Below are 24,490 nucleotides of genomic sequence, written 5' to 3' on the forward strand. Positions count from 1 at the left end.
GAATCAGAACCCACGTAACCAGACTTGCTTTCGATGGAGGGCGGCGCCGCGAGGTGCCGCCTTTCGCATTTCGTGCTTCCGACGCCCGCACCGACGCGGTCTTTTGCCGCAGTACCTCCCGCACCACCTCGTACTCACCGTCTCGCGTTCGTCGTCGACCTCACCAGATAGCGTCCAGATATGACTGAAACCCCTGCGCCCCAGGTCGCAGTCATCGTCGTCGCCGCCGGGAGTGGCAGCCGGCTCGGGCACGCCGAGCCGAAGGCGTTCGTCTCGCTGGCCGGACGCACGCTGCTCGAACGCGCGCTTGCCTCTGTGTTCGGGATGCGGGATCCGGTGCAGGTCATCGTCGTCGCGCCCGCCACCCACCTGGCTCACGCCCGCCGGGTCGCCTCGAGGGCGGGCGGGGCAGCATCCGTCGACGTGGTGGCCGGCGGCGCCACCCGACAGGAATCGGTGAACCGCGGCCTGGCCGCGCTGCACCCCGGCGTGCGCACCGTCCTGGTGCACGACGCCGCGCGTGCCCTCACGCCCGCCGCGCTCTGCGACGCCGTCGTCGACGCGGTGCAGTCAACCGGTCACGGCATCGTTCCCGGCCTGGCCGTGGTCGACACCATCAAGAAAATCTCCGCTGCCGGCGAGATCCTGGGCACGGTGGACCGCGCCGCACTCTCGGCCGTGCAGACCCCGCAGGGCTTCCCGAGGGAGATGCTCACCGCCGCGGCCGCCGCGGCATCCGCCGGCTCGTCGCTCGCGGCGACCGATGACGCGGGCGTGGTGGCCGCCGCCGGCTACCCGGTCAGCGTGATCGCCGGGGACCCGCTCGCCTTCAAGATCACAACCCTGTGGGACCTGGGCCGGGCCGAGGCCCTGCTCGGCGCGCGCGTGCCGGCCCAGTCCGCGCCCCGCACCGACACCGCGCCCCGCGTGGGCACCGGGCTCGATGTGCACGCCTTCGACGACGACTCCGAACTGTGGCTCGCCGGCCTGCACTGGCCGGGGGAGCGCGGACTGTCCGGGCACAGCGATGGCGATGCCGCCGTGCACGCCATCTGCGACGCCCTGCTCTGCGCCGCCGGGTTGGGCGATATCGGTGGTGTCTTCGGCACATCCGATCCGCGCCTCGTCGGCGCCCATGGCGACGTGTTCCTCGGCGAGACCCTGCGCCTGCTGGCGGCCGCCGGGTTCCGGGTCGGCAACGTCACGGTGCAGATCATCGGCAACCGGCCCAAACTCAACACGCGCCGGGCCGAGGCGGAGGCGCTGCTCGGATCGCTGCTGAAGGCGCCGGTCGCCGTGTCGGCGACCACGACGGATGCCCTGGGCTTCACTGGCCGCGGCGAGGGCCTCGCCGCCATCGCGACGGCGCTCATTCTCCCCGAACCCCCGGCAGACCCTGACCTAAGCTGGGAAGCGTGACCATGCGACTCTACGATTCCAGGGCCCAGGCCCTCCGCGACTTCATACCCCTCACGCCCGGCGCGGTGGGTATTTACGTTTGTGGACCCACCGTGCAGTCCTCGCCCCACATCGGCCACCTGCGCAGCGCCCTCGTCTACGACCAGCTGCGCCGCTGGCTCACCTACCGCGGCTTCGATGTCACCTTCGTGCGCAACGTCACCGACATCGACGACAAAATTCTGGCCCACGCGGTCGGGGGCACCGAGCAGTGGTGGGCGCTCGCCTATCGCTACGAGCTGGAGTTCACCGCCGGATACCAGCGGCTGGGCATCCTCGCCCCCAGCTACGAACCCAGGGCGACCGCCAGCATCCAGCAGATGCAAGACCTGATCACCCGCCTGATCCAACTCGGGCACGCCTACCCGGCCGATGACGCCTCCAGCGACGTCTACTTCGACACGGCGAGCTGGCCCGACTATGGTGACCTCACCCGCCAGCGGCGCGGCGACATGGAACCGGCAGCGGATGCCGACCCGCGTGGCAAGAATGACCCACGCGACTTCGCCCTGTGGAAGGGTCGCAAAGTCGACGAACCAGAGTCCGCCTCCTGGCCGTCCCCGTGGGGAGCCGGCCGTCCCGGCTGGCACATCGAGTGCTCGGCCATGGCGTCCCGCTACCTCGGCTCCCACTTCGACATCCACGGCGGCGGGCTCGACCTGCGCTTCCCGCACCATGAGAACGAGCTGGCCCAGTCCGCCGCCGCCGGCGACGGCTTCGCGAGCTACTGGGTGCACAACGGTCTCGTCAACGTGAATGGGCAGAAGATGTCCAAGTCGCTGGGCAACTCGGTCTTCGCGGCGGAGCTGCTCGACCAGGCGCGCGCCATCGTCGTGCGCTACTACCTGGGGGCGGCCCACTACCGTTCCACCATCGACTACCACGAGGGTTCCCTCGTGGAGGCCGAAGCGGCCCTCGAAAGAATCGAGAGCTTCCTCGACCGCGCCGACCGCCGCCTGGCGGATACCCGCTTCGCCGGATCCGGCGTCGAGATCGTCCCGGACGAATTTGCGTCCGCCATGGACGACGACCTGGCGGTGCCTCAGGCTCTGGCCGTGTTGCACGACACCGTGCGTACCGGCAACGCGGCGCTGGACGCCGAAGATCTGCACGCGGCCGCCGCCGCGCGTGGTCACGTGCTCGCCATGAGTGAGGTTCTCGGAATCAACCCGCTCTCACCGGGCTGGTCCGTGGCCACGGACGAACCGGCCATGATCGCACTCACCGCCCTCGTCGAGCGCCTGCTCGACGATCGCGAAATCGCAAGGCAGGGCCGTGACTATGCGGCCGCAGACCGTATCCGGGACGAGCTCGTCGCCGCCGGAATTACCATCGAAGACACCCCCTCGGGTGCCCATTGGAGTTTTGACTGATGAAGAACACAGACCGTAAGTCCCGCACCGGGGCCGTGCGCAAGGGCAGCCGGGGACCACAGGTCGGTTCCGGCGGCCAGGGACGCCAGGCGCTCGAGGGCAAGAAGCCCACGCCCAAAGCGGAAGACCGCCCCTACCACCCCGCCGGCAAACGCAAGCTCGCCCAGGACCGCTTCGTCGCGGCCGGCGGCGGCCGCAGCCGCGGTTCCGCGGGTCCCAAGAGCGCGCCGCGCAGCGCCACCACCGGCAACACCGGCGGCGGCGGAGCGTCCACCCGCCGGGCCAAGCAGATCGACGAGCATGAGGTTGTGACCGGGCGCAACTCCGTGCTGGAAGCGCTGCGGGCGAAGATCCCCGCCACGGCCCTGTACATCGCCACGCGCATCGAAATGGATGAACGGGTGAAGGAGGTCCTCACCCTCACGACGACCCGCGGCATCCCCGTCCTCGAGGTCATGCGCCCGGAGCTCGACCGCCTGGCCGGCCGGGACTCGGTGCACCAGGGTCTCGCGCTCAAGGTGCCGTCCTACGAGTACGCCCAGCCCCTCGAGCTGCTGGAACTGACGATCAGCCGCGGCCACAAGCCGCTCTTCGTCGCCCTCGACGGCATCACCGACCCCCGCAACCTCGGCGCCATCATCCGCTCGACGGCCGCGTTCGGCGGACATGGCGTGATCGTGCCGCAGCGTCGGTCCGTCGGCGTGACCGCGTCGGCGTGGAAGACGTCGGCCGGCGCCGCTGCCCGACTTCCCGTCGCCATGGCCACCAACCTGACCCAGTCGCTCAAGGCGCTCAAGGAGCGCGGCGTGCTCGTCATCGGCCTCGCCGGTGATGGCGACACCCAGCTGCCCGAGCTCGGCATCGGTTTCGCCGAGCGCCCCATCGTGATCGTGGTCGGCAGCGAGGGCAAGGGGCTGTCCCGCCTCGTCACCGAGACCTGCGACGCGATTGTGTCGATCCCGATCAGCGCCTCGACCGAATCCCTCAACGCGGGGATTGCGGCCGGCGTGACACTATACGAGGTCTCCCGACTGCGCGCGGCTGCCAAGGCCGCCAAGGTCGCGAAGCAGGCAGCCGCCGCGACGACGGCGGCAGCCGCCTCCGCAGCCTCTTAACCCGACCCGCCGGCCGGGCGCCCGCCAGGCAGGCCGAACCGCGAGAAAAGCCCCTTAATCCCACAATTGGCGGCCTTTTGTCACGGTTCGGCTGGGTACACGGACCCGGCGGAGCGCCGGCCGGATCAGACCTTGAGGCGCCAGTCGGCCGCGTCGTCGGCGGCCGACTCGGCCGCGTCCGCCAGTGCGGCGGTCTCATCGTCGGTCACGTCGATCGGGATCGTGATCTCGCCGGTGGCCGGCTCGATCACGGTGGCCTCGTCGCGGCGGTGCCGGAGCACGTCCTTGACGTAGGAGGTGACGGCTTCGGCCAGCGGGATGTCCCTGGACTGGTTCTGGGCCATGAACCAGCGGTGGTCGAGCAGCTGGTGGAAGACCTCGGCCGGTTCCAGCTTGCCCTTGAGATCGCGGGGAATGGCCCGGATGACGGGTTCGAAGACGCGCACCAGCCACTCGTGCGCCAGCATCTCCTCGTCGGCCTCCGGGTCGCCGTAGGAGACCCGGTAGGAGTCGAGGTCGTTGAGCAAGCGCCGGGCCTGGTTCTCCTCGGCGTCGAGCCCGGTCAGCCGCAGCAGGCGCCGCTGGTGGTGGCCGGCGTCGACGACCTTCGGCTGGATGCGCACGGTCGTACCCGTGTTGTCCGTCTTGATGGCCAGTTCCTCGATGTCGAACCCGAGGTCGTTGAGGCGTTCGACGCGTTCCGTGATGCGCCAGCGTTCGGAGCTGGAGAAGGATTCCGACCCGGTGAGCTCTTTCCAGAGCAGCCGGTAGGCGGCCACGATCCCATTGCTGACCCGGATGGGATCCAGCTCGTCGGCCGCTCGACCGCCGGCCTCGAGGTCCATGAGCTCACCGGCGATGTTGACGCGCGCGATCTCCAGGTCGTTCTCGCGCTGGCCGTTGGAGAGCCCGCCTGGATATAGCTGCCCGGTCTCGGCGTCGACCAGGTAGGCGGCGAACGCGCCGGCGTCACGGCGGAAGAGGGTGTTGGACAGCGACACATCACCCCAGAAGAGGCCGGCCATGTGCACGCGTACCAGCAGCAGGGCCAGGGCGTCGACCAGCCGGGTGGCGGTGTCGGGCCGCAGGGTCTGCGAGTAGAGCGCGCGGTAGGGGAGCGAGAACTTGAGGTGCCGGGTGACGAGCACCGAATTCAGCGGCTCGGCGTCGTCATCGGTGCGGTTCGTGATCACGGCGAGCGGCTCGACGCAGGGAATTTCCAGGCCCTGCAGGGTACGGAGCATCTCGTACTCGCGCTTGGCCATCTCGCTGGTGGTCTCCTTGATGGCGACGACACGACCGCTCAAATGAGCGAAGCGCACAAGGTGGCGGGAGATGCCTTTGGGCAGGGCTGCGATGTTCTCGTTCGGCCAGGCATCCAGCGGGAGGTTCCAGGGAAGGTCAAGTAGGGCTGGATCGGCAGTGGCCGATGTGATGTTGAGTGAACCGCTCATCCGTCGAGTTTACCGGTGTGCTCCGCAGTCGGGGAACGACAAAACGGCCGAACGGAGCATGCTCCGTCCGGCCGTTCGTTGACGAGCGGGTGCCTAGTCGGCGACTGCTCCACCGAGGCGCAGGCCGGTCTCGGCGTCGAAAACGTGCATGTGGTGCGGCGTCGGGGTGAGGTAAACGGTGTCGCCGGCGGACGAGTGAGAACGGCCATCGACGCGAGCGACGATATCGGTGCGCTTGCCCTCGACCGTGGAGTGGCCGTAGAGGTAACCGTCGGCGCCGAGCTCCTCGACCAGGTCGACGGCAACTTCGAGGCCCTCGCCATGCGTGGTGGACAGGTGGATGTCCTCGGGGCGAACGCCGATCGTGACCTTATTGCCGGTGGAGCCGGCCAGGGTCTCGCGGGGCACGGGGATCGTTGCGGTGCCGAATTTGACGCCACCGTCGACGGTGTCGGCCAGGAACAGGTTCATGGCCGGGCTGCCGATGAAGCCGGCAACGAAGACGTTGTTCGGCTTCGAATACAGGTCGCGAGGCGTGCCGACCTGCTGGAGCACGCCATCCTTGAGGACCGCGATGCGATCGCCCATGGTGAGGGCTTCGGTCTGGTCGTGGGTCACGTAGACCGTCGTGACGCCGAGGCGGCGCTGGAGCGAAGCGATCTGGGTGCGGGTCTGCACGCGCAGCTTGGCGTCGAGGTTCGACAGAGGCTCGTCCATCAGGAACACCTGGGGCTGACGCACGATGGCACGGCCCATGGCGACGCGCTGACGCTGGCCACCGGAGAGTGCTTTCGGCTTGCGGCTCAGGTACGGCTCGAGGTCGAGCAGCTTGGCGGCCTCGAGAACGCGGGCGGCGCGCTCATCCTTGTTGACGCCGGCGATCTTGAGCGCGAAGCCCATGTTCTCGGCAACCGTCATGTGGGGATACAGAGCGTAGTTCTGGAAGACCATGGCGATGTCGCGGTCTTTTGGCGGGACATCCGTCACGTTGCGCTCACCGATGAAGATGTTGCCGTCGTTGACTTCTTCAAGGCCGGCGAGCATGCGCAGGGACGTGGACTTGCCGCAGCCGGACGGGCCGACCAGTACGAGAAACTCGCCGTCGGCAACCGACAGGTCGAGCTTGTCAACGGCGGGAATAGAGGAACCCGGATACAGGCGGGTCGCCTTGTCGAACGTGACTGAAGCCATGGTTGATTACTCCTTCACCGGCAGGTACGTGCCGGACGATCCGTTGTGATGGGTTATTACGCCTGACACGCGTCATGTGCGTCAGGTCAACTTTCTAAGTATGTCATGTCGGGGGATCGCTGCGACGGCGGGAATTCTGCGGCGGAGCCCGCCCACAGGCCCCGTCTGGACGTTTCCCAGAAAGGGGACCTACTATTTGGGAGGCATTCGCAAATGGCTTGCCTCTGCACTAACTACTCGGAGCGAGCATTCATGACTATTGGCGGATCGGGCGACAGCCGTCCCTCAAAGAATCAGCGACGTGACGCGGTGCGCACCAAGGCCAAGCGGATCCGCGAGGAGCAGAAGAAGAAGGACCGCCGTTACCGGGTCGCCCTGCGCAGCGGAATCGCCGTCGCCGGCGTCGCCATTGCCGCGGTCATCGCCGTGGTCATCATCAACTCGATTCCCCCGGTCGGCCCCGGTCCGGCGAACATGGCCAGTGACGGCGTGCTGATCTCCGAGGGGATGACCCCGGTCACGACCTCTGCACTCCAGCCCGAGGCCAAGCCGATACCGTCCAAGCCGGATGCGACCGGCACGGTCGCCGACATTCGCGTCTACGCCGACTACCTCTGTCCGTTCTGCAGCGAGTTCGATGCCGCCAACAGTGACCAGATCAGCCAGTGGGTCACGTCGGGTGCCGCGACCGTGGAGATCCACCCGGTTTCGATCCTGACCCACAAGTCCTCCGGCACGAAATACTCGCTTCGGGCTGCGAACGCCGCTGCATGTGTGGCCAATTACTCCCCCGCAAACTTCTACGACTTCAACGCCATCCTGTTCCAGGAACAGCCCAAGGAGGGCACTGCCGGTCACGACGACGCGGCCATCAAGGGCCTCGTGAAGGACGCCGGCGTGAGCGACCGGGTGTCGCAGATTAACGCGTGCATTGACGATACGACCTTCAAATCGTGGGTCATCGCATCCACCGACCGGGCTCTGTCCGGTCCGTTGCCGAACACCGAGGTCGAGGCCATCACCGGCACACCCACCGTGCTCGTCAACGGAAAGCAGTACGTCGGCGCACTCGACGACCCGAGGGAGTTCGCGGCCTTCGTGCTACAGGCGGCTGGCGCGACCTACTCCACCTCGACGCCGACCCCCGAGCCGGCACCGGCAGGGTAGTCGCCCCGCTTCGATGGCGGCACAGCACGGGTTCGTCATTTAGAATGATTAGTCAAGGCGTCAATCGCCTCATGCCGGCCTGGCGCAATTGGTAGCGCACCACTCTTGTAAAGTGGGGGTTACGGGTTCAAGTCCCGTGGCCGGCCCTGTTCTCTCATCGCTTCAGATCGTGATTCTCTCGGTGACGGTTTCCTCGAGGGCGCTGAGAAAATCCGTCGGATCGATCGGCGAGCGCACGCCCGGTTTTGCATCGGCCGGAATGCCCCCGACGTACAGCCAGCCGAGCAATTCTTCCGAGGCCGCGAGGCCGTGGGTTTCGTTCACCGGCTGCGTGCGGGCCAGGGCGCCGGAACGCCACATGACGCCCCAGCCCTGGGCGGCGAGGAGAAGGCTCAGCATGTGGGCGACACCGGCCGCGACGGCGTCCTGTTCCCAGACCGCCACCGTGTCGCTTTCGCGACGGCTCGCGACCACGGCGATCAGAAGTTCGGCGCGCAGCGGCTTAGCGGCCAGCCTGGCGGCTTCGGCGCCGTTCAGGCCGGCGGCCTCGACCATGGCCTCGCCCAGGCGGCGCCGGGCGTCACCGCGCAACTCGATCAGCCGCCACGGACGCAGAGCGCCATGGTCGGCGACACGGGCCGCGACAGCCACCAAAGGCAGCAGTTCCGCATGGCTCGGTGCCTGCCCGGTGACCTTGGAGTGGGAGCGTCGATGATTGACCGTATCAAGGAGGTCGGGCAACGCTTACTCGACCGGCTTGAAATTGAGCGAGATGGAGTTCATGCAGTACCGGTCGCCGGTGGGCGTTCCGAATCCGTCGTCGAAAACGTGGCCCAGGTGAGAGCCGCACTTAGCACAGCGCACCTCGGTGCGCACAACCCCGAGGGTGCGGTCTTCGAGGAGTTCAACGGCCTCGGGACGCACCGATTCGTAGAAGCTCGGCCAGCCGCAACCGGAGTCGAACTTCGTGCCGCTTTTGAACAGCTCGGCATTGCAAGCCCCGCAGGTGTAAATCCCGGAGCGGCCCTCATCGAGGAGCTCGCCGGCCCACGCCCGCTCGGTGGCGGCGCCGCGCAGTACGGCGTACTGCTCGGGGCTCAGCTCCGCGCGCCACTGCGCATCCGACTTCTCGACCTCGTAGTCCATGTTCCGTTCCTTCCTGCTCGACCCCGGAGAGGCCGAAATCTGTCCGTATCAACACTAAACTCGCCAGACCGCGGTGGTATTCCTCGATCAGGAGCCCGGCAGGATTTTCCACCTTGGACAGCACGGCCAACGGCCCAGCGAGTACGCAGGCATCGACAATTAGGATTGCAGAGATCGAGGGAGGTGGCACGTGGACGGAGCTCCCGGCTCGTCGACTCCCGCGGAGCCTGCCTCGGAGTCCTCCTCGCCGGCAGGCTTGTCCGCGCGCGACCGGTTGATCCTCGCCTTCGAGCGGCAGTGGTGGAAGCATGCCGGCGCCAAGGAACAGGCGATCCGGGCCGAGTTCGGCCTCTCGGCCGCCCGGTACTATCAACTACTGGGGGTTGTGATCGACTCGCCGCTGGCCCTGGCCCACGACCCGATGCTGGTGAAACGCCTGCAGCGGCTGCGCGACGCCCGGTCGCAGGCAAGGGGCCGCCGGTCGCTACAGTCCACCGATTGACTCCCTGACCTGCACCCTTCCCGTGTCTCATCACCACTACAAAGGATCTGACCAGCCTCACGATGCCGAATTCCTACGCTAAAGACCGCTTCGACCACTTCCCGCACTTCCTGGAGCGGGTGGGGGCCCACCGCGCGCCCGGCAAGAAAGGGCGCGGCTGGGTCGCAGTGTGGTGGTCTCTTGGCGCAACCGTGCTGCTAGTCGGAATCGGAGTCGTCGGCCTGGCCGTCCTGAACAACAACCTGAACTTCGGGTTGCCGGGCACGGCGACGACTGCTGACAGCACGGTTGAGCCGAGCGCCACTCCGAGTGACACTCCGGCGCCGGTGCCGACGCCGGCCGCGACCGTGGACCCTGACTCGACCGTGACCGTTTTGAACGGGACCGCCGGCGAGGGGATCGCCCGGTCCGTTGGCGATCTCCTCGAGGCGGAGGGCTGGACGATCGAAGAGCTGGACAACGCGAGCACGGAGGATGTGCAGACGACGACGGTTTACTACGCCGACGCGGCCCTGGAGGGAGCGGCCCGCGGAGTCGCGGAGTCACTGCCCGGCTCGGAGGTGCTGCTTTCAAGCGATTTCGCCGATTCCGCAGCGGACCTGACCGTTGTTGTCGGCGCCGACTACGAGCCGGCCGAATAGCCGTCGCCTATACGTCCGGCGCTCGCGCGTCAACCCCCTTTCGTTCTTCCGGAGCTTCCGTAAATTGGGCGTTGGTCCCTCATTTTGTTTGACCGGGCGTTCTCGCAGGAGACGTATTCCATCGGTCGAATGCAATGGACGCAATCCTTGCGCCAGGCCCGGTACGGCCAGCGGGCGCGTGTCGACGAATTCACAGCAACAAGGAGTTATACATGGCGAACGGAACCGTCAAATGGTTCAACGCTGAAAAGGGTTTCGGCTTCATCACCGTCGATGGAGGTGGCCAGGACGTCTTCGTCCACTACTCGGCCATCGACATGCACGGCTACAAGGTTCTGGAAGAGGGACAGCACGTCATCTTCGAACTGGGTACAGGGGCAAAGGGGCCCCAGGCAGAAGCGGTTCGTCCGATCTGATCCAGCGGGGGATGTTCCAGCGGTCGACCGCAGGGTCGGGTCGCTCCCAGGCATGTGTGCGCGGCAGTGCAGCCGCGTTAGGGTTTGGGGCGTGACAACGAAAATAGTGGTTCAAGCGCAGCGACGAAGTGCGGCACCGAGAATCCGGTCCATCCGGATGCTCGGGGTCGTCCTTCTGCCGCCCCTTCTGCTGGTCTCCGCATGCGCCAGTGACGCGCCGAAGCCGCCGGCAAGCTCGACCAGCACGCCCTGGAACTCCACCTTCGAGTCGGCCGCAGACCCGGCGGTCGCCCCATTGCGTGGCACGAGTGTGCCGGCCGGGAGCCTCCAGAACCCTGCCCTCTCGGTGAAGATCGACAACCACGAAGCGGCCAGGCCGCAGCTCTCTCTCGAGCGCGCCGACATCGTCCTCGAAGAACTGGTCGAGGGCGGGCTGACCCGTTATGTCGCGGTCTGGCATTCCGACGTGCCTGAACTCGTCGGGCCGGTGCGATCGATCCGACCCATGGACCCGGACATCATCGCGCCCTTCGGCGGAATCGCGGCTTATTCCGGCGGCCAACAGAAATTCATCGACCTGATGGACGCGACGGATGTCGTCAGCGCCGCTTTCGATACCGACGACACCGGCCTCTTCGCGCGTTCGGATGACCGGGAAGCCCCGCACAACGTCATCCTCCAGGCCTCAGCGCTCGTCGCGCGGAACGCCACCGTGCCGCCGCCGAACCAGCAATTTGCCTACTCCGCGACCGTGCAGGGATCGTCCGCGGCCGTCGACGGCGCGCCCGTCGCGGCGATCAACTCCACCTTCTCCACCGCCCGTTGGCCCGGCTGGACGTGGGATGCGGCCGGTGCTGCCTACCTGCGCTCGCAGGAGGGCGCACCTGACCTCGACGCCACCGGTGCGCAGCTGCGGGCGACCAACGTCCTGGTCCTGCGGGTCGCGATCGACGGCACCTACGGAGATGTTCCCACGACGACAATGATCGGTTCGGGGGAAGCCTGGGTGTCGGCCGGCGGCAAGTCCGTGCATGCGGTCTGGTCCAAGGCCGACCAGACCGCCCCCATCCGTCTCGTCGATGACTTCGGCGTGACGATTCGTCTCGCCGCCGGTAACACCTGGATCGAGCTGGTGCCGTCGGACCGAGGCACGGTTGTGCTGGTGCCGTAGCCGCGGCCGCGGCACCTTGCCGTTCACTTGCACTCTCGACCCCAGAGTGCCAGAATCTACTTGGCACTCTCTCTGTTTGAGTGCCAACCCATCACCGTTTTGGTAACGTCCGGGAGGGACGAGAAACACATATGGCAAAGATCATTGCTTTCAACGAAGAGGCCCGTCGCGGCCTTGAGCGTGGCCTGAACATCCTCGCTGACACTGTCAAGGTCACCCTCGGCCCGCGCGGACGTAACGTGGTGCTGGAAAAGAAGTGGGGCGCTCCCACGATCACCAACGATGGCGTGTCCATCGCCAAGGAGATCGAACTCGACGACCCGTACGAGAAGATCGGTGCCGAGCTCGTCAAGGAGGTCGCCAAGAAGACCGATGACGTCGCGGGCGACGGAACCACCACCGCCACCGTCCTGGCTCAGGCGCTCGTTCGTGAAGGCCTGCGCAACGTCGCGGCCGGAGCAGACCCGATCAGCCTCAAGCGTGGCATCGAGAAGGCCACGGCCGCCGTGATCGCTGAGCTCATCGCCAACGCCAAAGAGGTCGAGACCAAGGAAGAGATCGCGGCCACCGCTTCCATCTCCGCCGGTGACGCCGAAATCGGCGCCATCATCGCCGAGGCCATCGACAAGGTCGGCAAGGAGGGTGTTGTCACCGTCGAGGAGTCGAACACTCTCGGCACCGAGCTCGAGCTCACCGAGGGCATGCGCTTCGACAAGGGCTTCCTGTCCGCCTACTTCGTGACCGACCCCGACCGTCAGGAAGCGGTCTTCGAAGACCCCTACATCCTGATCGTCAACTCCAAGGTCTCCAACATCAAGGACCTGCTCCCCATCGTGGACAAGGTCATCCAGACCGGCAAGCAGCTCCTCATCATCGCCGAGGACGTCGACGGCGAGGCCTTGGCCACGCTCGTGGTGAACAAGATCCGCGGAATCTTCAAGTCGGTCGCCGTCAAGGCTCCCGGCTTCGGCGACCGTCGCAAGGCCCAGCTGCAGGACATCGCCATCCTCACCGGTGGACAGGTCATCAGCGAAGAGGTCGGTCTCAAGCTCGAGAACGTCACGCTTGACCTCCTCGGCAACGCGCGCAAGATCGTCATCACCAAGGACGAGACCACCATCGTCGAAGGCGCCGGAGACCCCGAAGCCATCGCCGGACGTGTCCAGCAGATCCGCAGCGAGATCGAAAACACCGACAGTGACTACGACCGCGAGAAGCTCCAGGAGCGCCTCGCCAAGCTCGCCGGCGGAGTCGCAGTCATCAAGGCCGGCGCCGCGACGGAGGTTGAGCTCAAGGAGCGCAAGCACCGCATCGAGGATGCCGTCCGCAACGCGAAGGCTGCCGTCGAAGAGGGCATCGTCGCCGGTGGTGGCGTTGCGCTGATCCAGGCCGGCAAGACCGCGTTCGAGAAGCTCGAGCTGGTCGGCGACGAGGCAACGGGAGCGAACATCGTCAAGGTTGCCATCGACGCTCCACTCAAGCAGATCGCCCTCAACGCCGGCATGGAGCCGGGCGTTGTCGCCGACAAGGTGCGCAACCTGCCGATCGGTTGGGGCCTCAACGCCGCGACCGGTGAGTACGTCGACATGCTCGCCGCCGGAATCAATGACCCGGTGAAGGTCACCCGTTCCGCGCTGCTGAACGCAGCGTCGATCGCCGGACTGTTCCTCACCACCGAGGCCGTAGTCGCCGACAAGCCGGAGAAGAACGCTGCTCCGGCCGGCGACCAGGGCGGCGGAATGGACTTCTAAGTCCACACCGCTTCACCGCTTCACAACACAGGGCGCCTCCGCCGGGAGGCGCCCTGTGTCGTTAATGCAGGCCTCGCTAAAACAGGCCTCGCTAAAACAGGCCTCGTCAAAACAGGCGTCGCCAATGCGCAGGCCGTCGCGGCTAACGCAGGAAGAGGCGCGCGTTGGCCTGCTCGATCTCGGCGTACTGCTGGCCGGCTTGGTTCAGGGCCAGATTCAATCCCTCCGCGCTCTGGGCCACCTGCTGTTGGGTGGCACGCCAGTCCGAGACCGCCGCCTGGAACGCGGTGGCGGCCTGGCCCGTCCACGAGCCCTCCAGCGCGGTCAGCTGGGCGATGAGTCCGGCGACCTCGCCCTGGATGCGCCCGATCGTGGCGCGCGCCACGGAGGTGGTGTGGAGCACTGCTTCGCTGTCGACCTGATAGCGGGTCATGGGGGTCCTTTCGGCAGGGGAAGATACCGATCAGACTACGGAGCCGCCTGCAGCCGTTCCCGTTGGCTGCCGTTGTGCCATGGCAAATCATCCTCCCGGACCGCGGGGGAGGAACCGCGGGGGTTTGACGCCGCGGCACGCGCTACGACGTGATGACGGGGGCGACGCGCTGGGGCGCGCTCGGAGAACAGGCCAGTGGGAACCAGACCCGGAACGTTGCGCCGCCGCCGGGGGTGTCCACGACCTGGACGGTGCCGTTGTGGCTGGCGACGATCGAGGCGACGATCGCCAGGCCGAGCCCGCTGCCGCCGGTCTCCCGTGCACGGGAGGTGTCCGCACGCCAGAAGCGCTGGAAGATCTTCTCCCTGATCTGCGGCGGGATACCCTCACCATGGTCGATGACGGCGATGGAGGCGCGCTGGTTTCGGCGGTCGACTGCGACCTCGAGCTCGACCGGGCTGTCCGTCGGGCTGAAGCGTAGCGCGTTGCCCATCAGGTTCGTGATGATCTGGCGGATCTTGTTCTCCTCGGCCATCACCACGGCCTGCACGGTGCCGGGCTCGGTCACCGGAGTCTGTTCCGGAGCCGGCGGCGCAACATCCGCTTTGCGTGGTTTGCGGGTGCGCAGCCGCGCGAGGGTTGCCCCGGCGAAAGAGACGGATCCGCCCGCCGGTTGGTTCGGCTCGTCGGGCTTCGAACCTGGTGCGGCAGCGGAGGGGACTTCTCCCGTTGAGTGAGCGAGGTCGATGGCGGGGCGTTCGGTGCTGTCCTCGATCTCGGCGGGGATCGGCGTGACGACGGTGATGGTGCGACCGGGGGAGGAGGCCATGGCGTCGAGGGCCGCGTCACGGGCGAGCGGCATCAGGTCGACCGGCGCGAGGGCAAGCGGCTTTGTCTCGTCGAGCCGGGCCAGCTCGAGCAGGTCTTCGACGAGGCCGCCCATGCGGATCGCTTCTTTCTCAATGCGCTCCATGGCCAGTGCGATTTCTTCCGGGGCCTGCAAGGCACCCATTCGGTAGAGCTCGGCGTAGCCGCGCACCGAGACGAGGGGAGTGCGCAACTCGTGGCTGGCGTCGCCGACGAAGCGGCGCATCTGGTCGATGGTGCGGGCGCGGTCCTTGAACAGGCGGTCGATGCGGCTCAGCATGGTGTTGAGCGATCGGTTGAGGCGCCCGACCTCGGTGTTGGGCGTGGCGCCGCCGAGCCGCTGGCTGAAGTCGCCATCGGCGATGGCCGCGGCCGTGCGCTCCACCTCTCGCAGCGGTGCAAAGGTGGTGGTCACCAGCAGCCGGGTGAGCAGGGCGCCCACCAGCACGACCCCGAGCCCGAACCCCAAGAAAATGGTGAGGTAGGTGGCCATGGTGTTCTCGGTCGGCCTCAACGAGACCGCCATGACCAGCGTGCCCAAGGTTCCCTGAGGCGAGATCACGAGCGGCACGGCGACCGCCAAGAACTCGGTGTCGTGTGCCGAGTCCACCAGAGTCATCGTCTTGCCGTCGAGCTCCATCACGGTCTGCAGGTCGAGCGGTGCGGTCAGGATCGGCAGCTCACTGCGCGGGACATCCCGCCAGGTGTGGTCCTCGAGACTGCCGTGCTCGTCATACAGGGCGACGTAGTAGTCCGAAGAGACCACGGCTGTAGTGCCCTGGCCGAGAGCCGCCGCCGAATAGCTGTTCGAGGCGGACTGGGCGTCGATCTGCAGCTGCGAATCGACCTGCTGGACCACGTATTGGCGAAGCATGGCCATCGTGCCGATGCCGGAGACGAGCAGGCCGAGCGTCAGCATCAGGACCGTGACGCCCGTGATTTTGGAACGCAGGGAAATGCGGCTCCACCGCTCCATAAGTGACTGATGCATAGGAAACCAGTGTATGAGCGCAGCCTGTGTCTACGCCTTGGCGGCCTTGAGCATGTAGCCGAAGCCGCGCTTGGTCTGGATGAGGGGTTCGGTCGAGTGCGCGTCCACCTTGCGGCGGAGGTAAGAAATGTAGGACTCGACGATGCCGGCGTCACCGTTGAAGTCGTACTCCCAGACATGGTCCAGGATCTGAGCCTTCGACAGGACCCGGTTCGGGTTCAGCATGAGGTAGCGCAGAAGCTTGAACTCGGTCGGACTGAGTTCGATGGGGGCGTCGCCGACCAGGACCTCGTGGGTGTCCTGGTCCATGGTGAGTTCGCCGGCGCGGATGATCGCGTCTTCGTCGGCCTGCATGGTCCGGCGAAGGATGGCCTTGATCCGGGCCACAATCTCGTCGAGACTGAACGGCTTGGTGACGTAGTCGTCGCCGCCGACCGTCAGGCCGGTGATCTTGTCTTCGGTGTCGTCCTTCGCCGTGAGGAAGAGGATCGGGGCCGTGTAGCCGGCGGACCGCAGGCGCTTGGTTACTCCGAAACCGTTCATGTCCGGCAGCATGACGTCAAGGATGATGAGGTCGGGTTCTTCCTCGAGGACGGCGGAGATCGCCTGCGCGCCGTTTCCGACGGCTCGCACGGCGAATCCGGCGAAACGCAGGCTGGTGGTGAGGAGATCCCGGATATTGGGTTCGTCGTCGACAATAAGTATGCGTGGGCCGTCAGTCATGGGTTTATTATCTGCGCGTTAGCTGAAGGTTTACTGAAAATGCCCGGTATGCGCGCTGGCGAGTAGATTGGTGATCAAACCAGACTGCCGCGGCGTGGGGAGACCAGAATGACTGTTCCGACTTTTGCGATTGTGGGGGCCGGCTTGGCCGGGGCCAGAGCGGCCGAGGCCATCCGCTCCGAGGGGTTCGACGGGAGCATCGTGTTGCTGGCCGGGGAGACTGAGTACCCCTACGTGCGGCCGCCCCTCTCCAAGGACTACCTGGCCGGGCGGGCCGCCCGGGACACGATCGACGTGCACCCGGCACCGTGGTACGACGAGCGGGGCATCGACGTGCGGCTGGGTGCCCGGGTGACCGGGCTGGCGCTCGACACCCACGAGCTGACCATGCGGGAGGGCAAATCCGTGCGCTACGACAGATTGCTCCTCGCGACGGGGGCGTCGTCACGGCGCTTTCCCGGCCCGGGCGCAGACCTGGCCGGGGTGTACCATCTGCGCACGGTCGGCGAGTCGCAGGCGCTCCGAGCCGAGCTGGAGCCGGGAAACCGCCGGGTCGTGATCGTCGGGGCCGGCTGGATCGGTCTCGAAGTCGCCGCGGCCGCCCGCGGTTACGGCAACACCGTCACGGTGCTCGGGCGGGATGGCGTGCCGCTGGCCCCGGTGATCGGCGACGAGGTCGGGTCGGTGTTCGCGGAGCTGCACCGCGTGAACGGGGTGGATCTGCGGATGGAAACTCAGGCCGACCGACTGATCGGGACGCAGGGGAGGGTCACCGGAGTGGGACTCCCCGGCGGCGAGGTCGTTTCGGCCGATGTCGTCGTCATCGGCATCGGCGCGGTGCCGAACACGGACCTGGCCCGGGACGCGGGCCTGGCCGTCGACGACGGCATCGTCGTCGACGCGGCGTTCCGGTCCATCGACCCGGACGTCTACGCGGTGGGTGACGTCGCCACGGTCTTCCACCCCGTGCTGCGGCACCATCTGCGCGTCGAGCACTGGGACAACGCCGAGCGGGCTGGCGCCGCGGCCGGCCGCTCGATGCTTGACCAGGCGGTCAGCTACGACGCGATCCCGTACTTCTACACCGACCAGTTCGACCTCGGGATGGAGTACTCGGGGTACGGCGCACTTGCCCGGGATGCGGAGGTCGTGTTTCGCGGTGACCCGGCGAGGCGGGAATTCATCGCGTTCTGGGTGTTGGACGGCAGGGTCGTCGCCGGCATGAACGTCAACGTGTGGGACGTCAATGAGACGGTGCAGCGCTTCATCCGGACGGAGGTGCGGGTCGACACGACCCGGCTCGCGGATGAGAGCATTGAACTGGACGAACTTCTCGCCGGAGCACCCGACTGAAGGACCTGACATGGACAACGCGACCACTCGACCTGGCCCGGCGCTGCCCGACCTGATCCATCCACGGCGACTGATCGGGGAGAGACTGTTCGATTTTTCCCGTGAGGTGGCCGTGATGGCCATCGTCAACCGCACGCCGGATTCCTTCTACGACAAGGGGGCGACCTTCGCTCTTGACGAGGCCGTCACGGCCGCCCGGCGCGCCATCCTGGACGGCGCCGACTGGGTCGACATCGGCGGGGCGAGATTCGCGCCCGGCCCGTCCATTCCGATCGAGGAGGAGATCGACCGGGTCGTCCCGGTGGTCGAGGCCCTGCGCGGCTCGGGCGTCGTCATCTCCGTCGACACCTTTCATCCCGCCGTGGCGCGCGCCAGCCTGGCCGCCGGCGCCCACGTGATCAACGACACCACCGGGGTGCACGACCCGGCCATGGCTGACGTCGTCGCGGACAGCGACGCGACGCTGGTGATCACCCACAGCCTCGCGCCGCCGCGCACACCGTGGCCGGGGCCCACCTACGGCGACGTGGTGCACGAGGTCGCAACCTTCTTGGATGAACGGATCGAGCTGGCCCGGAGTCGCGGCGTCCCGGCATCCCGCATCATCGTTGACCCCGGGCACGACCTGAACAAGAACACCTACCACTCGCTCGAGCTGACCCGGAGGCTCGGCGAGATCACCGCCCTCGGCTACCCCACTCTGGTCGCAGTCTCGAACAAGGACTTCATCGGGGAGACGCTGAACCGTGAGCGGGGCGACCGGATCGCGGGATCGCTCGCCGCCGCCGTCTACAGCATCCTGCAGGGCGCCCGGATCGTGCGGATGCATAACGTCGCCGCCGCGGTCGACGCCGTGCGGATGACCGAGGCGATCCTGGGCTTCCGCGAACCGGCGCACGTGCGCCACAACCTGGCCTGATGATGCTGGATCGTGACGAGCTGATCATCCGTTACCGGGTGCCTGACCGCACTCTGCCGCACCTGCGAGTGAATTTTATCGCCAGCCTCGACGGCGCCGCCACCCGGGAGGGTGTGAGCGGCGGGCTCGGGAACGCCGACGACAGGCTCGTCTTCGATACCCTTCGGATGCTCGCTGACGTGATCGTGGTCGGTGCGGGCACGGTGCGCGCCGAGGGGTACGTCGGCATCCGTCAGGGCCCCGCGGATGCCGCGTGGCGGGTCCGGCACGGACTTCCGGCGCAGCTGCCCGTCGCCATCGTGTCCTCACGGCTGGACCTCGAGCCGAGCCACTCGCTGTTCGCGGACGCCGCCGTGCGGCCGCTGGTCGTGACGCACGCGGCGTCACCGCTGCGGCGACGCGCGGAGCTCGCAGAGGTGGCGGACGTGCTGGTCTGCGGGGAGGACGTCGTGGACCCGCGGCTGATGCGGGCGGAGCTGGCTCGGCGCGGTCTGGCGCAGATACTCTGCGAGGGTGGGCCGAACCTGTTCGGTGCGCTGATCGACGCCGACTGCGTCGACGAGCTGTGCCTCACCGTCAGCCCCGTGCTCGAGGGCGGCCCGGCCGGACGGATCTCCGCCGGTCCCGCCGCCATCACCCGGGAGATGTCCCTGCTGCACGTGCTGACCGCCGGGGACATGCTGTTCCTGCGCTATGCCCGCCGGAAGGCTTCCTCTCCGACCACCTGACCGGCCGTTTCACCGCCAGTCAGACGGAGACGACCTGCGCGTCCAGATTCTGCGAGTCAAGGATCGTGTAGCTATAGCCCTGCTCGGCGAGGAAGCGCTGGCGGTTCTGGGCGAAGTCCTGGTCGACGGTGTCGCGGGCCACCAGCGTGTAGAAGTTCGCGGACAGACCGGACTCCTTCGGCCGTAGAAGCCGGCCGAGGCGCTGCGCCTCCTCCTGGCGTGAGCCGAAGGAACCCGAAACCTGGATGGCGACGGTGGCCTCCGGCAGGTCGACCGAGAAATTCGCGACCTTTGACACCACGAGCAGGTTCTCCTCGCCGACTCGGAAGGCCTGGTAGAGGCGCTCGCGCTCGTCGACAGGGGTCGCACCGGTGAGCTTGGGGGCATTCAGGGCCTCGGCGAGCTCGTCGATCTGGTCGAGGTACTGTCCGATCACGAGGATGCGTTCTCCGGGGTGCTTGGCTACCAGGCGCTTGACGACGTCGAGCTTCGCGGGTGCGGTCGCGGCCATCCGGTAGCGCTCGTCGTCGGCGGCGGCGGCATAGCTGAGTCGCTCGGACTGGGGCAGGTCGATGCGCACCTCGAAGCAGGAGGCTGGGGAGATGAAGCCCTGGGCCTCGATCTCCTTCCAGGGCGCGTCGAACCGCTTCGGGCCGATCAGGCTGAATACGTCGCCCTCGCGGCCGTCCTCGCGCACCAGGGTGGCGGTGAGGCCGAGGCGGCGGCGGGCCTGCAACTCCGCGGTCAGCTTGAACACGGGGGCCGGCAGCAGGTGCACCTCGTCGTAGATGACGAGGCCCCAGTCCATGGCGTCGAGTAGCTCGAGGTGCGCGTATTCGCCCTTCCGTTTGGCGGTGAGGATCTGGTAGGTCGCGATCGTGACCGGCTTGACCTCCTTGACCTGCCCGGAGTACTCGCCGATCTCGTCGGCGGTGAGGGTCGTGCGCTTCTGCAGTTCGTCGCGCCACTGACGGGCGGAGACCGTGTTGGTGACGAGGATGAGCGTGTTGGTCTTGGCGGTGGCCATGGCCCCGGCGCCGACCAGCGTCTTTCCGGCCCCGCAGGGCAGCACGACCACGCCGGAGCCGCCGTCGAAGAAGCTGGAGACGGCCTTGTTCTGGTAGTCCCGGAGCGCCCAACCGTCTTCCAAAAGACCGATCGGATGCGGCGTTCCCGGCGTGTAGCCGGCGAGGTCCTCGGCCGGCCAGCCCAGTTTCACCAGTTCCTGTTTGAGCTGGCCGCGCGCCCACGGCTCGACCAGGAACGAGTCCGGCGACGGATGCCCGATCAGGAGGGGCGCGATGCGCCGGGCCCCGGCGATCTCGGTGAGCACGGCCTGGTCGTTGCTCTGCAGGATGAGCTGACCCTCGGTGTCACGTTCGATGATGAGCCGGCCATACCGGCCGACCGTCTCCGTGATGTCCACGCTGACGGTCTGCGGGATGGCGAACTTCGAGTACTTTTCGAGCGTGGCCAGCATGTTGGAGGCGTCGTGCCCCGCGGCGCGGGCATTCCACAGCCCCAGCCGGGTGATGCGGTAGGTGTGGATGTGCTCGGGGGCACGCTCCAACTCGGCGAACACGGCCAGGTCGTGGCGCGCATCCTCGGCAAGAGGGTGGGCGACTTCGAGCAAAACCGTACGGTCACTTTGGACGATCAGAGGGCCATCAGACATAGCCGTTAATCCTACGCCCGGTCAGCGTGAAGGCCCGCACCTACGGCGCCGGCGTGATGCTGATAATGCTGGACAGAGGCAGCGTGCGTTCGATGTCGGCGCGACGGTCTCGGGCCCGGAAACGCCCGCCGCCCACACTGGCCGGCTCGAGCAGATAGTCGACCACCACACCGCCGGGCATGGCGATGCTGACGACGACGGTCTGCTTCGCCTTGATTGCCAGGTCGAGCTGGCGGGCGAGCCAGGCATCCGCTGCCTGGCCCTCGCCGCCATCGGCGGCACGCAGCCTCTCGACCAGGGTGACGGCCGGATCCGGGGCGTCCACCGGCACGACCCGAGCGAGCTGGTGGCGGCGCAGGTGCACGATCTCATGGGTGGCGTCCTCCGCGGCGACGGGGTAGCGCGCATCGCTGAGCGCCCAGAAGACCACGTCGGAGGGGAACCGGCTGGTCAGTCGGCTGCCCTCGGCAGGCACAAGGCCGAGGGAGGCGAGCGTCTGGTCCACGGCGATGGTGCTCAGCAGGGCCGCGTCGTCGGACTGGACATAGGCCTGGGCCGGGGACTCCATCGGGTCCGTCGGGCCGACGCGCACGCGCCCGTAGCGGGCGGCGGATTCCCGGATCAGGTAGTCGACGGGCTGTGGGATGCCGGTCAGGGAGACCGTGCGCAGGAAATCGAGCAGTGACTCCGCGCTTTCGCCGGCCGCCAGGGCGCGGTTCACGGAGTTGGCGGTGATGCGGTAGCTCAGGGCGAGTTCCCGGCTCTCCACGTCGGCGAGCCCCCGCAGGCGGCTGTCGATCGAGGGGGCGAGCGGTCCGGGGGACACGATCGACAGGTCGTTCTGCAGGTACACCGCGCCGCCGGTCGCCGGCAGCGCGGCCGCCATGGTGGCGACGGCCGCCTCGAGGTCACCGGCCAGCACCGATGCACCGGCCGGGCTGGTGGTCTGGTGGGCGGTGATGCCGATCAGTTCGGCGTCCTCGGCGAACTCGGTGACCCGGTCGTCCATCCACTGGCCGCCGGCCGGGTAGAGCCAGGCCACGAAGCTGCGCAGCACGTCGCCCCAGGACACGCCGGGCCGGCGGGCGAGTATCCCGCGCACATCCGGCGGCAGGGCCGCATGCCAGGCGTCGGCCAGGGTTGCCCAGCGGCGGGCGGTGCTCTCGAGCAGCCAGGCCTCGCCGGCTTCGGTTTCATTCCAGTAGCCGTCGGAATGGGCGATGAGTTCGGCTCGGGCCGCGGTCGCGACGAAGGAGGGCACGAATTCAAGTTCGACCCCCATCACGGCGGCCAGACGCTTGGTGTCGGGCAGGCCGAGCCCGCCCCGGCTGAGCTCCCTGGCCGGCTCGCGGGCGAGCTCGGTGACCAGTTCGGCGATGGAGGACACCGCGGCGAAGGCACGCTCCGCCGCGAGACGGTCTGTGAAGCGGGTATCGGTGGTGTCGACACTGGCCAGCGCCGCGGGTGCTGGCGTCGAAGCCAGCTCGAGCGCGGTCGGCAGGCCCAGGTCCGGCCAGGTCAGCAGTTGCGCGGCCACCGCCGGGTAGGAACTGAAACGCCCGTCGGTCAGGCGCGCGAGCATGAGGGAGTCCAATTCGGCGGCACGGCCGGCGACCTCGGCCACGTCGACGGGCGAACCTGCCAGTTCGGACAGGCGCTCGGCGAGGTCGAACAGCGACGGCGCGGCAGCCGTGCCGACCTCCGTTCCCTGGCTGAGCTCACCGGCGACGGCGAGAACGGCGAGGGTGGCCCGATCGAGCCGTGCCAGCACCCGTTGGATTGCGGTTGGTTCGAGGAGAGCCTCGGCCAGGTCGAAGAAATCACGGATGCCCGTGGCCGAGACCATGCGGATGTCGATCGTGCGACGCAACGTTGCGTCATCCAGCGCCCGAAGGCGCGAAGCGAGTGTGAGCATTGCTACTCCTTATTCTGTCGTGCCTCACGAGCGCGACGCATGCCGGACATCACCATGAGGACGATGATCAGCACGAATCCGAGAGGCAATCCAAACAGCGGCAAAGCAAGCACCGCCGGCCAGACCCCCTGGCCGAAACCGTTGTCCGCCCCGGCCCCGGCCGCTGTGCCGAGGATGACGGCAAGGAACGCGAGGATGGACAGACCCACCACACCCGCAACCATGTAAGCAAGGATGCGTTCGAGCCGGCTCGCGGCGGGTGGAATTTGATTGGTCACAGACTCAAGGATACGGGGCGGGAACCGGTCCGACCGAATAGGCTGGGGGTGGTTGGCGCGCAATCCGCGCGCCCGGAATCCAGCGAGGTCCAGATGCCCACCGGCAAGGTCAAGTTCTACGACGAGGAGAAAGGTTTCGGCTTCATCACCTCTGATGACGGCCACGAGGTCTTTCTCCACGCTTCTGCACTGCCCGCCGGAGTCACGGTCAAGGCAGGAACGAAGCTTGAATTCGGCATCGCCGACGGCAAGCGGGGCGCTCAGGCGCTGTCCGTTCGCGTTCTCGAGGCACCGCCGAGCCTGGTCAAACTCAGCCGCAAGCCGGCTGACGACATGGCCGTCATTGTCGAGGACCTGGTGAAACTCCTCGACGGCATCGGAGCGAGCCTGCGTCGCGGCCGCTACCCCGACAAAACCCACAGCCACAAGATCGCGGCCATGCTGCGCAAGGTCGCGGAGGAACTCGATGCCTGAGGCCGCTGCCGACGAGCGCCTGCTGTCCGCGGTCGACCAGGCGCGCACCGCGCTGCTGGAGATCACGCCGGCCGACAGCATCGGCGAACCCCTCGGCCACCTTGTCGAAGGCGAGCATGTGCTCTCGCTGCTGTTCGACTGCAACCTGTCCGGCTACCCGGGCTGGCGTTGGACGGTCACCCTCGCCCGGGTGGACAAGAGCTCCGAGCCGTCGGTTCTGGAAGCCGAGCTCACGCCGGGCGACGACGCCCTGATCGCGCCGGAGTGGGTGCCGTGGTCTGACCGCCTGGCCGACTACCGCACGGCCCAGGAACTGGCTGCGGCCGTGGCCGACGCCGAGGCGTTGGGCGATGATGACGAATCGGACGACGACGACGAATCTGACGACGAGGACGAATCTGACGACGACGACGATGACGGCGACGACGATGACGGCGACGACGGCGACGAGTCAGACGACGACGAAGACCGCGGCGAAGATGTGCTTGACGGGATCGACTTCGGTGCGGCCCTAACGGCGCCGGAACCGTACCCAGGCAATCCCGAGCAGGCCGAGGCCGAGGCCGATGAGGGCAGCCCAGAGCCACCAGCCCACCCCGGCGGCGGCGAGCTCGTCCCGGAAGACGAGCGCGAGCGCGAGCGCCACTAGCCAGCCGGCGGAGCCCGCAAGGAAAGCCTTGCGGGAGTTCGTTCGAGCCGGCAGCGGGTCTGGCCGACGCTCACTGTCTCTCAGCCAGAGCCGCATGTCG

24 protein-coding genes, 1 tRNA gene and 1 pseudogene are annotated in these 24,490 nt (G+C 67.4%); 15 read left to right on the top strand and 11 right to left on the bottom strand.

What is annotated here, in order from left to right; all coding sequences use genetic code 11:
* Positions 1-180: 180 nt before the first annotated feature.
* Genes ispD through rlmB form a run of 3 tightly spaced genes read left to right on the top strand, consistent with a single transcriptional unit; the run spans position 181 to position 3,946 of the window.
* Entirely contained in the window at positions 181-1,419 is a 1,239-nt protein-coding gene (gene ispD / locus E3N86_RS01675; protein ID WP_104100143.1) for a 2-C-methyl-D-erythritol 4-phosphate cytidylyltransferase, read from the top strand.
* A complete protein-coding gene (gene cysS, locus E3N86_RS01680; RefSeq protein WP_104100142.1) occupies positions 1,416-2,831 on the top strand; it encodes a cysteine--tRNA ligase in 1,416 nt (471 codons plus the stop codon). Before ispD ends, cysS begins: the two co-directional genes overlap by 4 nt.
* Positions 2,831-3,946 carry a 23S rRNA (guanosine(2251)-2'-O)-methyltransferase RlmB gene (gene rlmB / locus E3N86_RS01685; protein WP_134511203.1) on the top strand — a complete coding sequence of 372 codons (1,116 nt, stop codon included), beginning with the start codon at positions 2,831-2,833 and terminating at the stop codon, positions 3,944-3,946. Before cysS ends, rlmB begins: the two co-directional genes overlap by 1 nt.
* A 125-nt stretch (positions 3,947-4,071) precedes the next feature.
* On the opposite strand, the gene E3N86_RS01690 is transcribed toward rlmB, so the two are convergent.
* Entirely contained in the window at positions 4,072-5,400 is a 1,329-nt protein-coding gene (locus tag E3N86_RS01690; protein ID WP_134342234.1) for a DUF4032 domain-containing protein, read from the bottom strand.
* A 93-nt stretch (positions 5,401-5,493) separates the two neighbouring features.
* The gene (locus tag E3N86_RS01695; protein ID WP_134373891.1) at positions 5,494-6,591 is read right to left on the bottom strand and encodes an ABC transporter ATP-binding protein; all 1,098 of its coding nucleotides are present in this window, start codon (positions 6,589-6,591) and stop codon (positions 5,494-5,496) included.
* Positions 6,592-6,843: 252 nt separating this feature from the next.
* Between E3N86_RS01695 and E3N86_RS01700 the strand changes: the two genes are divergently transcribed.
* Positions 6,844-7,758 carry a thioredoxin domain-containing protein gene (locus tag E3N86_RS01700; RefSeq protein WP_134373893.1) on the top strand — a complete coding sequence of 305 codons (915 nt, stop codon included), beginning with the start codon at positions 6,844-6,846 and terminating at the stop codon, positions 7,756-7,758.
* A gap of 73 nt (positions 7,759-7,831) precedes the next feature.
* Positions 7,832-7,904: transfer RNA gene (locus tag E3N86_RS01705), tRNA-Thr, on the top strand.
* 16 nt (positions 7,905-7,920) lie between these two features.
* Here the strand turns inward: E3N86_RS01705 and E3N86_RS01710 are convergent.
* Both E3N86_RS01710 and msrB read right to left on the bottom strand, forming a co-directional pair.
* Entirely contained in the window at positions 7,921-8,499 is a 579-nt protein-coding gene (locus tag E3N86_RS01710) for a nitroreductase family protein (RefSeq protein ID WP_104100137.1), read from the bottom strand.
* A 3-nt stretch (positions 8,500-8,502) separates the two neighbouring features.
* Positions 8,503-8,904, bottom strand: a complete 402-nt coding sequence (gene msrB / locus E3N86_RS01715) for a peptide-methionine (R)-S-oxide reductase MsrB (protein WP_104100136.1) — start codon at positions 8,902-8,904, stop codon at positions 8,503-8,505.
* A 190-nt stretch (positions 8,905-9,094) separates the two neighbouring features.
* Here msrB and E3N86_RS01720 point away from each other — a divergent pair, with 190 nt between their 5' ends.
* From E3N86_RS01720 to groL, 5 genes are all read left to right on the top strand, one after another.
* Positions 9,095-9,406 carry a DUF3263 domain-containing protein gene (locus E3N86_RS01720; RefSeq protein ID WP_134342235.1) on the top strand — a complete coding sequence of 104 codons (312 nt, stop codon included), beginning with the start codon at positions 9,095-9,097 and terminating at the stop codon, positions 9,404-9,406.
* 62 nt (positions 9,407-9,468) lie between these two features.
* Positions 9,469-10,047 (top strand): LytR C-terminal domain-containing protein, encoded by a 579-nt coding sequence (locus tag E3N86_RS01725; RefSeq protein ID WP_134511204.1) that lies wholly within the window; start codon positions 9,469-9,471, stop codon positions 10,045-10,047.
* 212 nt (positions 10,048-10,259) lie between these two features.
* Positions 10,260-10,463 carry a cold-shock protein gene (locus E3N86_RS01730; protein WP_104100133.1) on the top strand — a complete coding sequence of 68 codons (204 nt, stop codon included), beginning with the start codon at positions 10,260-10,262 and terminating at the stop codon, positions 10,461-10,463.
* Between the two features lie 91 nt (positions 10,464-10,554).
* Positions 10,555-11,634, top strand: coding sequence for a DUF3048 domain-containing protein (locus E3N86_RS01735; protein ID WP_166784969.1), 1,080 nt, complete (start codon positions 10,555-10,557; stop codon positions 11,632-11,634).
* Between the two features lie 131 nt (positions 11,635-11,765).
* The gene (groL, locus tag E3N86_RS01740; RefSeq protein ID WP_104100131.1) at positions 11,766-13,385 is read left to right on the top strand and encodes a chaperonin GroEL; all 1,620 of its coding nucleotides are present in this window, start codon (positions 11,766-11,768) and stop codon (positions 13,383-13,385) included.
* A 142-nt stretch (positions 13,386-13,527) separates the two neighbouring features.
* Here groL and E3N86_RS01745 read toward each other — a convergent pair whose 3' ends face one another.
* The 3 genes from E3N86_RS01745 to E3N86_RS01755 form a co-directional block, all read right to left on the bottom strand.
* Positions 13,528-13,818, bottom strand: coding sequence for a WXG100 family type VII secretion target (locus tag E3N86_RS01745; RefSeq protein WP_104100130.1), 291 nt, complete (start codon positions 13,816-13,818; stop codon positions 13,528-13,530).
* A gap of 142 nt (positions 13,819-13,960) precedes the next feature.
* Entirely contained in the window at positions 13,961-15,676 is a 1,716-nt protein-coding gene (locus E3N86_RS01750; RefSeq protein WP_134342238.1) for a cell wall metabolism sensor histidine kinase WalK, read from the bottom strand.
* A 30-nt stretch (positions 15,677-15,706) separates the two neighbouring features.
* Positions 15,707-16,399, bottom strand: a complete 693-nt coding sequence (locus E3N86_RS01755; RefSeq protein ID WP_104100128.1) for a response regulator transcription factor — start codon at positions 16,397-16,399, stop codon at positions 15,707-15,709.
* 108 nt (positions 16,400-16,507) lie between these two features.
* On the opposite strand from E3N86_RS01755, the gene E3N86_RS01760 reads away from it, so the two are divergent.
* Genes E3N86_RS01760 through E3N86_RS01770 form a run of 3 tightly spaced genes read left to right on the top strand, consistent with a single transcriptional unit; the run spans position 16,508 to position 19,399 of the window.
* Positions 16,508-17,752 (top strand): NAD(P)/FAD-dependent oxidoreductase, encoded by a 1,245-nt coding sequence (locus E3N86_RS01760; RefSeq protein ID WP_134511206.1) that lies wholly within the window; start codon positions 16,508-16,510, stop codon positions 17,750-17,752.
* Positions 17,753-17,762: 10 nt separating this feature from the next.
* Positions 17,763-18,671 (top strand): dihydropteroate synthase, encoded by a 909-nt coding sequence (gene folP, locus E3N86_RS01765; RefSeq protein ID WP_134511207.1) that lies wholly within the window; start codon positions 17,763-17,765, stop codon positions 18,669-18,671.
* Positions 18,671-19,399: a pyrimidine reductase family protein gene (locus tag E3N86_RS01770; RefSeq protein ID WP_134511208.1), complete on the top strand. Its 729-nt coding sequence runs from the start codon at positions 18,671-18,673 to the stop codon at positions 19,397-19,399. The genes folP and E3N86_RS01770 overlap by 1 nt, the downstream gene beginning before the upstream one ends.
* A 19-nt stretch (positions 19,400-19,418) precedes the next feature.
* Here the strand turns inward: E3N86_RS01770 and E3N86_RS01775 are convergent, their stop codons facing one another.
* From E3N86_RS01775 to E3N86_RS01785, 3 genes are read right to left on the bottom strand one after another with little or no spacing between them, the layout of a single operon-like run.
* Complete coding sequence (locus E3N86_RS01775) at positions 19,419-21,074, bottom strand: DNA repair helicase XPB (protein WP_104100124.1); 1,656 nt, start codon at positions 21,072-21,074, stop codon at positions 19,419-19,421.
* Positions 21,075-21,114: 40 nt separating this feature from the next.
* Positions 21,115-22,989, bottom strand: coding sequence for a helicase-associated domain-containing protein (locus E3N86_RS01780; RefSeq protein WP_134342240.1), 1,875 nt, complete (start codon positions 22,987-22,989; stop codon positions 21,115-21,117).
* A gap of 2 nt (positions 22,990-22,991) precedes the next feature.
* Complete coding sequence (locus E3N86_RS01785; protein ID WP_134342241.1) at positions 22,992-23,267, bottom strand: hypothetical protein; 276 nt, start codon at positions 23,265-23,267, stop codon at positions 22,992-22,994.
* 93 nt (positions 23,268-23,360) lie between these two features.
* On the opposite strand from E3N86_RS01785, the gene E3N86_RS01790 reads away from it, so the two are divergent.
* Positions 23,361-23,741: a cold-shock protein gene (locus tag E3N86_RS01790; protein ID WP_104171911.1), complete on the top strand. Its 381-nt coding sequence runs from the start codon at positions 23,361-23,363 to the stop codon at positions 23,739-23,741.
* Positions 23,734-24,390: a DUF3027 domain-containing protein gene (locus E3N86_RS17195; protein ID WP_134511209.1), complete on the top strand. Its 657-nt coding sequence runs from the start codon at positions 23,734-23,736 to the stop codon at positions 24,388-24,390. The genes E3N86_RS01790 and E3N86_RS17195 overlap by 8 nt, the downstream gene beginning before the upstream one ends.
* Here the strand turns inward: E3N86_RS17195 and E3N86_RS01800 are convergent.
* Positions 24,316-24,486, bottom strand: a pseudogene (locus E3N86_RS01800) (DUF2530 domain-containing protein); the annotation flags it as partial. The gene E3N86_RS17195 and the pseudogene E3N86_RS01800 sit on opposite strands and share 75 nt — an antisense overlap.
* Between the last annotated feature and the right edge of the window lie 4 nt (positions 24,487-24,490).

The sequence above is a fragment of the Cryobacterium sp. Hz7 genome (genome assembly GCF_004402815.1).
In the GTDB taxonomy this organism is placed as follows: Bacteria; Actinomycetota; Actinomycetes; order Actinomycetales; family Microbacteriaceae; genus Cryobacterium; species Cryobacterium sandaracinum.